At 65.3% G+C, this 11,687-nt stretch carries 11 protein-coding genes; 2 read left to right on the top strand and 9 right to left on the bottom strand.

All coding sequences use genetic code 11. The features are described 5' to 3' along the window. On the top strand, positions 1-1,650 hold the full coding sequence (locus tag BI327_RS08405; protein WP_076859565.1) for an acyl-CoA synthetase: 1,650 nt from the start codon (positions 1-3) through the stop codon (positions 1,648-1,650). Positions 1,651-1,663: 13 nt separating this feature from the next. Here BI327_RS08405 and BI327_RS08410 read toward each other — a convergent pair whose 3' ends face one another. The 8 genes from BI327_RS08410 to BI327_RS08445 form a co-directional block, all read right to left on the bottom strand. Then, on the bottom strand, positions 1,664-2,131 hold the full coding sequence (locus BI327_RS08410) for a MarR family winged helix-turn-helix transcriptional regulator (RefSeq protein ID WP_076859567.1): 468 nt from the start codon (positions 2,129-2,131) through the stop codon (positions 1,664-1,666). Further along, entirely contained in the window at positions 2,112-2,870 is a 759-nt protein-coding gene (locus tag BI327_RS08415) for a nitroreductase family protein (protein WP_076859569.1), read from the bottom strand. Before BI327_RS08415 ends, BI327_RS08410 begins: the two co-directional genes overlap by 20 nt. Positions 2,871-3,006: 136 nt before the next feature. After that, positions 3,007-3,813, bottom strand: coding sequence for an MBL fold metallo-hydrolase (locus BI327_RS08420; protein WP_076859571.1), 807 nt, complete (start codon positions 3,811-3,813; stop codon positions 3,007-3,009). Then, positions 3,810-4,601 (bottom strand): TatD family hydrolase, encoded by a 792-nt coding sequence (locus BI327_RS08425; RefSeq protein ID WP_076859573.1) that lies wholly within the window; start codon positions 4,599-4,601, stop codon positions 3,810-3,812. Before BI327_RS08425 ends, BI327_RS08420 begins: the two co-directional genes overlap by 4 nt. A gap of 14 nt (positions 4,602-4,615) precedes the next feature. After that, positions 4,616-6,586, bottom strand: a complete 1,971-nt coding sequence (gene metG, locus BI327_RS08430) for a methionine--tRNA ligase (protein WP_076860679.1) — start codon at positions 6,584-6,586, stop codon at positions 4,616-4,618. A gap of 73 nt (positions 6,587-6,659) precedes the next feature. Continuing rightward, on the bottom strand, positions 6,660-7,700 hold the full coding sequence (locus BI327_RS08435) for a DNA polymerase III subunit delta' (protein WP_076859575.1): 1,041 nt from the start codon (positions 7,698-7,700) through the stop codon (positions 6,660-6,662). Further along, on the bottom strand, positions 7,697-8,383 hold the full coding sequence (gene tmk / locus BI327_RS08440) for a dTMP kinase (RefSeq protein WP_076859577.1): 687 nt from the start codon (positions 8,381-8,383) through the stop codon (positions 7,697-7,699). The genes BI327_RS08435 and tmk overlap by 4 nt, the downstream gene beginning before the upstream one ends. Position 8,384: 1 nt before the next feature. Next, a complete protein-coding gene (locus BI327_RS08445; protein WP_076859579.1) occupies positions 8,385-9,644 on the bottom strand; it encodes a D-alanyl-D-alanine carboxypeptidase family protein in 1,260 nt (419 codons plus the stop codon). Positions 9,645-9,806: 162 nt separating this feature from the next. On the opposite strand from BI327_RS08445, the gene BI327_RS08450 reads away from it, so the two are divergent. Continuing rightward, entirely contained in the window at positions 9,807-10,742 is a 936-nt protein-coding gene (locus BI327_RS08450) for an alpha/beta fold hydrolase (RefSeq protein ID WP_076859581.1), read from the top strand. 33 nt (positions 10,743-10,775) lie between these two features. On the opposite strand, the gene BI327_RS08455 is transcribed toward BI327_RS08450, so the two are convergent. After that, on the bottom strand, positions 10,776-11,684 hold the full coding sequence (locus tag BI327_RS08455; RefSeq protein WP_076859583.1) for a septal ring lytic transglycosylase RlpA family protein: 909 nt from the start codon (positions 11,682-11,684) through the stop codon (positions 10,776-10,778). Positions 11,685-11,687: the final 3 nt, after the last annotated feature.

The raw sequence follows: 11,687 nt of genomic DNA on the forward strand, positions 1-11,687 counted from the left end.
ATGAGTGCAGCTCAAAACCAGTACTCGATCGGGCTGGACAAGACGCCCGCGAACTACGTGCCGCTGACGCCCCTGAGCTTCCTGGCACGCTCGGCCGCCGTATATCCCGACCACATCAGCGCGGTCTATGAGGGCCGCATCTTCACCTGGAGCGAGACCTACGAGCGCTGCAGGCGCTTCGCGTCCTATCTCGCGGGCCGAGGCATCTGCCATGGCGACACGGTCGCGGCGATGCTGCCGAACATTCCGGCGATGAACGAGCTGCATTTCGCGGTGCCGATGACCGGCGCGGTGCTGAACGCGTTGAACATCCGCCTCGACGCGGCGTCGATCGCGTTTCAACTCGATCATGGCGGCGCCAAGATCATTCTGGTCGATCCCGAATTCTCCGGCGTGATCGCCGAAGCCCTGACCCTGATGAAGGGCGCAAAGCCGTTCGTGATCGACGTCGACGATGCCGCCTTCGCCGGCGGCAAGCGGATTGGCGAGATCGAGTATGAAGCGGCGGTCGCGGCAGGCGATCCCGTGTTCGTGGAACGGCCGCCGGCCGACGAATGGGACGCGATCGCGCTGAGCTACACGTCGGGCACCACGGGCAACCCGAAGGGCGTCGTGACGCATCACCGCGGCGCCTATCTCAACGCCGTCAGCAACATCCTCGCCGGCAATCTCGGCCAGCATCCGGTCTATCTCTGGACGCTGCCGATGTTCCACTGCAACGGCTGGTGCTTCCCCTGGACCATCGCAGCGACCGCCGGCGTCAATGTCTGCCTGCGCAAGGTCGATCCGGCCAAGATCTTCGAACTGATCCCGAAGCACGGCGTCACTCATATGTGCGGCGCGCCGATCGTCTACAACACGCTGATCAACGCACCCGATGCGCCGAAGGGTGGCAAGGCCAAGTCCGTCGTCGGCCTGATCGCGGGCGCCGCGCCGCCGGTTGCGGTGCTCGAGGGCGCCGAGCGCATCGGCGTCAAGCTGACCCATGTCTATGGGCTGACCGAGGTCTACGGCCCCGCCTCCGTCTGCGCCGAGCAACCCGGCTGGGACGAGCTGTCGGCTGATGCGCGCGCGCAGCTGAAGCGGCGTCAAGGCGTGTCCTATCCGCTGCAGGAAGGCGTCACGGTGCTCGATCCCGAGACCATGCGCGAGGTGCCGCGCGACGGTGAGACCATCGGCGAGGTCATGTTCCGCGGCAACATCGTGATGAAGGGCTATCTCAAGAACGAGAAGGCGACGCAGGAAGCGTTTGCCGGCGGCTGGTTTCACACCGGCGATCTCGGCGTGCTCGACGAGCACGGCTACGTCATCATCAAGGACCGCTCCAAGGACATCATCATCTCCGGCGGCGAGAACGTCTCCTCCGTCGAGGTCGAGGATATCCTCTACAAGCACCCGGCCGTGCTGTTCGCGGCCGTGGTGGCCAAGCCCGACCCGAAATGGGGCGAAGTGCCCTGCGCCTTCATCGAGCTGAAGGACGGCGCCAAGGCGACCGAGGCCGAGATCATCGCCTATTGCCGCGAGCACATGTCGGGGTTCAAGACTCCCAAGTCGGTGGTGTTCGGCGTAATCCCGAAGACATCCACGGGCAAGATCCAGAAATTCCTGCTGCGCAACCAGGTCGGATCGGCCAAGGCGATCTCGGCCTGATGAGCTGCGGCGCTCAGCCGTCGGCAAGGCGGCTGAGCAGATCGTAGAGCAGTCGCCTCTGGTCGGCCCTGAGCGGCGCCAGCGTCGTCGCGGTGCATGCGATCTCGATCGGAATCAGCTGCTCGACCAGCGTCGCGCCGGTCGCGGTCAGGTCGATCAGGATCAGCCGCTTGTCGGTCGGGTCGCGCCGGGTCGCGACCAGCCGCCGCTTCTTCAGCCGCAGCACGACGTCGCGGATATTGGCCGGCTCCATCGCGACCAGGCGGCCGAGCAGGTTCTGCGACAGCGCCCCGCGCTCATAGAGCCGGGCCAGCGTCGCGTATTGCGGAGCGGTCAGATCGTACGATCCGATCCGCTCGACCAGGTTGGACGAGGCGCGCTGATAAGCCCGCCGCAGCAGGAAGCCGACCTGCTCCTCCAGCCGGTAATCCGAGGCAAGGCGCCTGATGGGCGCTGCTGCCTTAGTCGACGTTCTCGGCATCCCGGTACATCACCTTGTGGCGCGTGGTCGAAACCCATTCGTCGATGTCGGCTTCGGTCATGAAGTGCGAGGCGTCGAACCTGTTCCAGTTGCTGATGTCGGAGAGGCTCTTCTTCCAGCGCTTGTAAGGTGGCTTGGCCGGCGGACCGAAGCACATGATGTCGAGCACGGATAATTCGTCGGGAATGCCGAGCAGCGGCTTCATCGCCTGCTGCGCCTTCTCCTGCCCGATCGCGGTCACCCACCAGACGTTATAGCCGAGCGCGGCCGCCGCCAGATGCGCCGACATCGTCGCCGCCGCGACGCTCTGCAGCAGGATGCGCTCGGCATTCTCCTTGTACATCTTGTCGAGCTCGGAGCCGTCATTGAGCACCGGAAACGCCTTGACCCAGCGGAAGTCACTGGCGACCACGATGAAGCCCGGTGCCGACGCGAGCCCACGATAGTCGGGGGTCGGAAACTTCATCTTGAGCCGGGCACGCGCGACCTGCTCCTCGCGGAAATACTCCGTGATCCTGTTCTTCAGCTCCTGGTCGGTGACGGCAATGAAATGCCAGGGCTGCGCATTGGCGCCCGATGGCGCGTGCCGCGCGGCCTCCAGGATCATGTCGTAATGCTCCGGCGGCATCACATAACTGGAGTCGAACGCCCGGGTCGTCAGACGGTTCTTCACGACGTCCATCAGCGCGTCATAACGCGTGCGGTCGGTGTAATCGCGCGCTGCCACAGCCTCCGCCATTGAGGCCTCCCGATATTGTTATGATCATAACGATATCGACAACGCGCAAAACGGTCAATGGGCGACCATGTTGACGCGTGGAACCGCACTCGCCCGGTGCCGCGCGAGGTCCAACCAGCTCTGGACGATGTGAAGGTCAGCCTGCCCGATCGAGCGTCAGGCGCATGCCGTCATAGGCCGGGATCACGCCGGCCGGCAGGCTCTGCCGCAGCACCTCGTAGTCGAGGTCGGAATGCATGTTGGTGATCACAGCGCGCTTCGGCTTGAAGCGCTCGATCCATGACAGTGCGTCCGCGACGCTGAAATGGCTGGAATGTGGCGCATAGCGCAAACCGTCGACGATCCAGAGCTCAAGACCTTCGAGCGCCGGCCAGCTCTCCGCGGGAATGTCGTGCAGGTCGGGCGTATAGGCGGCATCGCCGATGCGGTAGCCGAGCGCGGGAATTCGGCCATGCTGCACCAGGAAGGCCTCGAGCTTCAGCGGACCGCCCTTCCCCTGCACCGTGTGGCTCTCGCCGGCCTCAATCGAATGCCGGGTCAGGATCGGCGGATAGTCGCTGCCTTCCGGCGAGATGAAGCAATAGGAGAACCGCGCCATGATGTCCTTGGCGGTCGACTGGTTGAAGTAGACCGGGATGCGGCGGCGCTGGTGCAGCACCACCGAGCGCAGATCGTCGATGCCGTGGGTCTGGTCGGCATGCTCATGGGTCAGGAACACCGCGTCGATATGCTCGACACTGGCGTCGATCAGTTGCTCGCGCAGATCGGGCGCGGTGTCGATCACGACCCGCGTGGTGCCGTGCTCCATGGTGCGCTCCGCCATGATCGAGCAGCGGCGGCGGCGATTCTTGGAGTTGCTCGGATCGCAGGCGCCCCAGCCGAGTGCCGGGCGCGGCACGCCGGCGGATGAGCCGCAGCCCAGAATGGTCAGTGTCAGCGTCATGCAGCAACCTTCGGCGCCGGCACCTTGGAGAACAGCCGGAAGAAGTTTTCGGTGGTCTGCCGCGAGATCTCCTCGAGTGAAACGCCGCGGGTCTCGGCGAGCACCTTGGCGACCTCGACGACATAGGACGGCTCGTTGCGCTTGCCGCGGAATTTGCCGGGCGCAAGGTACGGCGCATCGGTCTCGACCATGATGCGGTCGGCCGGCAATTCGGCTGCCAGCGCGCGCAACGTGTCCGACTTCTTGAAAGTCAGGATGCCCGTAAACGAGATCGACAGCCCGAGCGAAATTGCCTTCATCGCGAGCTCGCGCCCGCCGGTGTAGCAATGCAGCACGGCCTTGAACGGGCCCTTCGCAACCTCATCCTCCAGGATGCGGCCGCAATCCTCGTCGGCCTCCCTGGTGTGGATGACGAGCGGCAGGCCGGTTTCACGCGCCGCCGCGATATGCGCGCGGAAGCCGCGCTCCTGGGCCTCGCGCGAACCGTGCTCGTAGAAATAGTCGAGCCCCGCCTCGCCCAGCGCCACCACCTTCGGGTGCTTGGTCAGCTCGATCAGTTCGCTGGCCGGGATGCCGTCCTCTTCATCGGCATGATGCGGATGGGTGCCGACCGAACAGTAGACGTCCGGAAAGCGCTCCGTGATCGCAAGCAGCCCGCCGAGTCGCTTTACCCGGGTCGAGATCGTGACCATGCGGCCGATGCCGGCCGCCTCGGCACGCCCGACGATCCCGTCGAGATCGTCGGCGAAATCAGGAAAATCGAGATGGCAATGACTGTCGACCAGCATGAATTTCGAACCGCTCACTCGGTCTTCGGTTCCACATAGCGCGGAAACACACCGACAGGCGCCGGCAGCACCGTGCCGGGCTTGATCCGCTCCGCGATCGCCGTGAAGTTTCGAGCATCCGCTGCTATGCCGAGGCTGTCGAGCATCTTGCCGCAGGACTCGGGCATCACGGCCTGCGCCATGATCGCGATCTGGCGTACAACTTCGGCGGTGACGTAGAGCACCGTCTTCTGGCGTGCCGGATCGGTCTTGGCCAGCGCCCACGGCGCCTCACCCGCGAAGTAGCGGTTGGCCTCGGCGACCACCGCCCAGACCGCGTTGAGCCATTGATGGATCTGCTGCGTTGCCATCGCGGTCCGCGACGTCTCCAGCATAGCGTCCGCCTGCGCCAGGATTGCCTTGTCGTTGTCGCTGAATTCGCCGGGCTCCGGCAGCACGCCGCCGAGTTGTTTCGCGATCATCGACAGCGAGCGCTGCGCCAGATTGCCGAAATCGTTGGCGAGGTCGGCATTGATGCGCGCGACGATGGCCTCGTGGTTGTAGTTGCCGTCCTGGCCGAACGGCACCTCGCGCAGGAAGAAGTAGCGCACCTGGTCGACGCCGTACTGGTTGGCCAGGTTGAAGGGGTCAACCACGTTGCCGACCGACTTCGACATCTTCTCGCCCCTGTTGAACAGGAAGCCGTGTGCATAGACCCGCTTCTGCAAGGGAATGCCGGCCGACATCAGGAAAGCCGGCCAGTACACAGCGTGGAAGCGGATGATGTCCTTGCCGATGATGTGCACATCGGCCGGCCAATAGCGCCAGTGCTTGTCGCTTTGGTCGGGATAGCCGACGCCGGTGATGTAGTTGGTCAGCGCGTCGACCCAGACATACATCACGTGCTCGGGGTCGTTGGGGACCTTGACGCCCCAGTCAAAGGTGGTGCGCGAGATCGAGAGATCCTTCAGCCCGCCGCGCACGAAGCTCATCACCTCGTTGCGGCGCGAATCCGGGCCGATGAAATCGGGCTGGCTCTCATAGAGGTGCAACAGTCTGTCCTGGTAGGCCGAGAGCTTGAAGAAATAGCTCTTCTCCTCGACCCATTCGACCGGCGTGCCCTGCGGACCGCGGCGGACATTGTCCTCGCCGACTGTGGTCTCGTCCTCGGCGTAATAGGCCTCGTCGCGCACCGAATACCAACCGGCATAGGTGTCGACATAGATGTCGCCGTTGTCCCGCATGCGGCGCCAGATTTCCTGCACCGACTTGTGGTGAGCAGGTTCCGAGGTCCGGATGAAGCGGTCGAACGAGACATTGAGCCGCTCGTCCATCTCCTTGAACCGCGCGGCGTTGCGGGTCGCGAGATCGTAGGGCGTCATCCCCTCGCCCTGCGCGGTCTGGATCATCTTCTGGCCGTGCTCGTCGGTGCCGGTCAGGAAGAACACGTCCTTGCCGTCGAGCCGCTGGAAGCGCGCCAGCGCATCGGTCGCAATCGCCTCATAGGCGTGGCCGATATGCGGCTGGCCGTTCGGATACGCGATCGCAGTCGTGATGTAGTAGATGTTGCCGCGATCGGCGGCAGGTGCCGGAGCGGATGCGGACGCAGGCGCCGCCGCTGCGGGCTTGGGCTGCTTCGGGGCGCGAACCGTTGCTGCCCTCGGAGCCTTCTCGGCGGCCGGAGGCTTCGGAGTTGCGGGTTTCCTTGCAACTGGTGCGACGGCTGCCGCAGCTGCCTTCTTCGGCGGAGCTTTGGTGGCCTTGGCGGCAGCTTTCTTGGCCGTCTTCTTCGCGACCTTCTTGACGGCCTTTTTGGCGACCTTCTTCGCTGCCGACTTCTTGGCTCCCGTTTTGCTCTTGGCGGCCTTCTTCACCTTCTTGGTCACGCGCCCACCCTTCTTGGCCGCGCGCGATTTCGCCGCAGACTTCTTCTTGGTCGCGCGAGCGGGCGATGCCTTCTTCGTCTTCTTGGACTTCTTCGACGATTTCTTCTTAGCGGTCGCCACCACGGAATCCTTTGCAGATCGAAACGAGATTGTCGGGATTTTTGTCGGACAGATGTATTTTCAGACGAAGCGTCTACCGGGTCGCATCCGCGAGCATCGAAAACACCGAGAAAACCAGCGGCTTGCGCTCCAGATTGTAGGCTTCGGTATCGCGCGCGGCGCGGAGGATCTTTTCCCATACCTCCGCCAGCCGTGCAAGGCGCGGCAGATTGGCATTGACGTCGCCGCTGCGCATGCGCTCGCTCATCCAGCGATCGATGCCGTCGATGAAGGCGGCGAGCGCGACGCGGTCGCTGGTGCCGAGCGCTTCGCCCAGCGCATGCAGCTCACGCGGATCGACGCTCGGAAGCGTCGCGAGCAGCGCGGCCGTGCGCTGCTGCAGCTTCAGCGCATCGCCGCCGAGCAACGACAATGCCCGCCCGACGCTGCCCTCGGAGGCTGCCGCGGCTTCAGCCAGCGCCGGATCGTCACCGTCGATATCGGTTGCTGCCGCCGCCGCGCGCACGACATCATCTGTCTCCAGCGGCCGCAACAGCAATTTGCGGCAGCGGGACAGGATGGTCGGCAGCACCCGCGACGGTGCGTGGCTGACCAGGAGGAACAGCGACTGCTGCGGCGGCTCCTCGAGGATCTTCAGTAGCGCGTTCGCGGCATTCGGATTGAGCTCGTCCACGGTGTCGACGATGCAGACGCGCCAGCCGTCGACCGCGGCGGTCGAACCGAAGAATGAGATCGTCTCCCGCGTCTCATCGACGGTGATCACGGTGCGCATCACGCCGCGGTCGTTGAGGCCGCGTTCCAGCACCAGCAGCCCGCCATGGGCGCCCGCCGTGACTTGCCGCGCGACCGGATCGGACGGATCGACCCGCAGCGTCGGCGCCGCCTGGACCTGGGACGACTTCGGATTGCGGAACGCCAGCACGAAGCGCGCCATGCGGTAGGCCAGCGTCGCCTTGCCGATCCCCTGTGCGCCGCCGATCAGCCAGGCGTGCGGGATTCGTCCGCTGCGATAGGCATCGAGCAAGGCGGTCTCCGCCTCGCGATGCCCGAACAGATCGGATGTTTCGCGCGGATGGCGAGCTGCGCTCTCCTGTTCGACCTTGCGCGCGCTCATGCGGGAGTGTCCGCCGTCAGCGTTGCGCGCAGGTGTTCGCGCAGCGCGGCCCATATCCTCGCGGTGACCGTGTCCGGGTCGGCCGTGGCGTCGATCAGCACGCAGCGCTCCGGTTCTTCTGCCGCGATCCGGCGATATGCATCGCGCAAATCCTGATGGAACTTGATGCCTTCGGCCTCGAAGCGATCGGCCGAGGCATTGCCGCGGCGCGCGGCGGCGCGTTGCAGTCCAATCTCGACCGGCACATCGAGGATGAAGGTCAGATCGGGCTTGAGATCGCCGATGGTCACGCGCTGCATGGCGTTGACGAGTTCGGGCGACACCTGCCCGAGCTGGCCCTGATAGGCGCGCGTGGAATCGAAGAAGCGATCGCACAGCACCCAGATTCCCTGGTTGAGCGCCGGCAGGATCACGGTGCGGACATGGTCGTCGCGCGCGGCGGCAAACAGCAGCGTCTCGGCCTCCGGCCCGAGCAGCTTGCCCATCCCCGACAGCACAAGGTGACGGATGATCTCCGCCCCCGGCGAACCACCCGGCTCGCGGGTCACGATCGCGCGCAGCTTGGCGGTATCGAGCCGCTCGGCGAGCTTGCGGATCTGGGTCGATTTCCCCGAGCCCTCGCCGCCCTCAAAGGTGATGAAGCGACCGCGCAGGCTCGGCCGTTGGACTGCTGGTTCCGCCATGTCAGAGCTTCTCGACACCTGCGCGGAACATTCCGATGACGAGCTCTTGGGCGCCATCGAGCGCACGGCGCATCGTCGATCCCGTGCCGACCGCATCCGCCGCGAACACCGGAGCCTCCATTGCAACATTGGCGCCGCGCCAGACGCGCACCACGCCGATCTGCTGGCCGGCGGTGATCGGCGCCTTGACCGGGCCGCTATAGATGACGCGCGCAAGCAGTTTGTCGTTGCCGTTCTTCGACACCATCACCTTGATCGGATCGGGGCTGACGAGCTTGACCGAGCGGCTCTCGCCGCCGAACACCCGGGCATAGCCGACCGGCTGGTTGGCCGCGATCAGCACCCGGGTCTCGAAGCTGCGGAACCCCCATTCCAGCATCTTCTTGGCTTCGGTAGCGCGGTCCTCGGAATCCTCCAGGCCATTGATCACGACGATCAGCCGTGTGTCGTTCTGCACGGCGGAGCCGACCATGCCGTAGCCGCCTTCCTTGGTGTAGCCGGTCTTCAACCCGTCGGCGCCGGGCAAGGCATTGAGCAGCGGATTGCGGTTCTGCTGGCGGATCTTGTTCCAGGTGAATTCCTTCTCGCCGAACAGCTTGTACCGGTCCGGATAGGCCAGGATGATGTGGCGCGCCAGGACCGCGAGTTCCCGCACCGTCATCTTGTTGGCCGGATCCGGCAGCCCGTTGGAATTGCCGAAGGTCGACTTTGTCATACCGAGCTCGCGGGCCCGCTTGGTCATGAAATCGGTCGCGAAAGTATGCTCGTTGCCGGCAATGCCCTCGGCGAGTGCGATGCAGGCGTCGTTGCCGCTCGGAATGATCGCGCCATGCAGGAGATCGTCGACCGAGACCTTGCTGTTGATCGCCGCGAACATCGTCGAGGTGCCGGACGGCGCCCCGCCGCGTCGCCAGGCGTTCTCGCTGATCCGGTACTCATCAGTGAGCTTGATGTCGCCCTTCTTGATGGCGTCGAACACCACCTCGGCCGTCATCAGCTTCATCATGCTGGAGGGCGCGCGCAGCTCGTCGGCGTTCTTCTCGAACAGCACGCTGCCGCTGGAGGCCTCGACCAGGATTGCGGTCGGCGCATCGCCGTCGAAACCGCCCTCTTCCTTCTTGGCGCCCTGGACGCTGTTGTTGGCGGCATAGACCATCCCGCCGCAGCCGATGGCGAGTGCTACCGAGGCCGCGACCAGGCTGCGCCAGCAACGCCCGGCGCGGCTTAAGAACGTGCGGGGAACTGCGGTCTGGGCTGCCATCGGCGATGTCCTGAAAGACTGCGTTCTAACAGCTGGAAGTATCGCAAACAACTGAGGTTTCCGCGCCTGTGCACGGCCGGCTGGATTGCCGGCTGGGCCGATCGCCCGTATCCTTGGAACCAGCTCACGACAACAGAACCGGCAAACAAGGCGGAAACGCGAATGTCATCCTCCCGCACCATTTCCGCCAACGGCATCGACATGTTCGTGCGCGAGGCCGGGCAAGGCCCGCTTGTCGTGCTCTGCCACGGTTGGCCGGAACTGTCCTACTCCTGGCGACATCAAATCGCGGCACTTGCCGCGGCGGGCTTCCGGGTCGTCGCCCCCGACATGCGCGGGTTCGGCCGCACCAGCGCACCAGCCGATATCGGTGCCTACACGATCTTCGATACGGTCGGCGACATCGTCGCGCTGGTGGCTGCGCTCGGAGAGAAGACGGCGATGGTCGTCGGTCACGATTGGGGAGCGCCGGTCGCCTGGCACGCGGCCCTGTTCCGGCCCGATGTCTTCACCAAGGTTGCCGGCCTCAGCGTGCCGCCGCCGTTCCGCGGCCGCGGGCGCCCGCTGGAAACCCTGCGCGAGAGCGGCATCACCAATTTCTACTGGCAGTACTTCCAGCCGCCCGGCGTGGCCGAGGCCGAGTTCGAGCGCGACATCGCTCACACCATGCGGCTGGTGCTGGGCCGTGGCGTCTCCGATCCGAGCTCGATGTTCGTCGACGAGGCCAAGGGCTTCCTCGGCAAGCTGCCCGCTGGAATGCCGCTACCGGCCTGGATTTCCGAAGCCGACATCGCCGAGTTCGCCGAGGGCTACCGGCAGTCCGGCTTCCGTGGCGGCCTGAACTGGTACCGCAATCTCGACCGCAACTGGGAGCTGACCGCGCCCTGGCAGGATGCGCAGATCCATCAGCCGTCGTTGTTCATCGCCGGCTCGAACGATTCGGTGATCACGGGGCTGATCGGCGCCAAGCGGGTCGCGGACATGGAGCGCGTGCTGCCGAACCTCAAGCAGAAGCTGATCATCGAGGGCGCCGGTCACTGGATCCAGCAGGAGCGCCCCGACGAGGTCAATGCGGCGCTGATCGCGTTTCTGAAATGATCAGGCCAAGGGCCTGATTTACAACGGCGGGTCTCAGTAGAGACCGCGCCCGCTCAGGACTTCGGCGGGTCCACGCGCGTCGATCGGCACATAGGCTGCCGCCGGGCTCGGGGCCGCGGCGTAGCGCGGGTCACCCTCATAGGAGACTTCACGCGGATTGTTCGCGGCGCGGCGGTGCGACCGGCTCGAGGCCGACATTTCCGAGGTGGCGCTGACCGAGGCATAGTCGGCCTGGGTGTTGCCGAGGCTGTACGGCCGCCCCTCGGGCAGCGGAACATCGCCGCGGATCCGGCCGGGCGAGGACGACATCTCAGGCACGAACGGCCGTGCCGAGGCGACGCGGACCATCGACGGTGACGGCGCCGGCGTGCCGGTGCGCAGGGTCGCCATCAGCTGGCGGTCGTCGGACCCTTCGAGCGGTGCCCTGCCGACATACTCGACACGGACGCGGGCAACGCCATTGCCTTTGAAATCAAGCAGTTCGGCAGCTTTGTTCGAGACGTCTATGAGGCGGTTGCCGTGGTACGGGCCGCGGTCATTGACGCGCACGATGAGCGACCGGCCGTTGCTCAGATTGGTGACCCGCGCGTAGCTCGGCATCGGCAAGGTCGGATGGGCGGCCGTGAGCGAGCCCATGTCGAACACCTCGCCATTGGCGGTCAGGCGGCCATGGAAATCATCGCCATACCAGGACGCCATGCCTTCGGCGCGGTAGTTCTCGTTCTCTTCCGGCACATAGGTGCGGCCGGCGACGACATAGGGCTTGCCGATCCGGTAGGTGCCGCCGCCCTTCGGCACGGGGTCGCCGAGCGCCACGACGCGCGGGCTCGACGACACGCCGTATTTGGGATCGACCCGGCTGGCGAACTTGTTCGAGGAGGCACAATTGGCGAGGACGAGGCACGTCGCCACCGCAACGGCGCCGCGCGCCGTCCGGATCATCGA

Origin of the sequence: Bradyrhizobium mercantei, from assembly GCF_001982635.1 — a bacterium.
GTDB classification, from domain to species: Bacteria; Pseudomonadota; Alphaproteobacteria; order Rhizobiales; family Xanthobacteraceae; genus Bradyrhizobium; species Bradyrhizobium mercantei.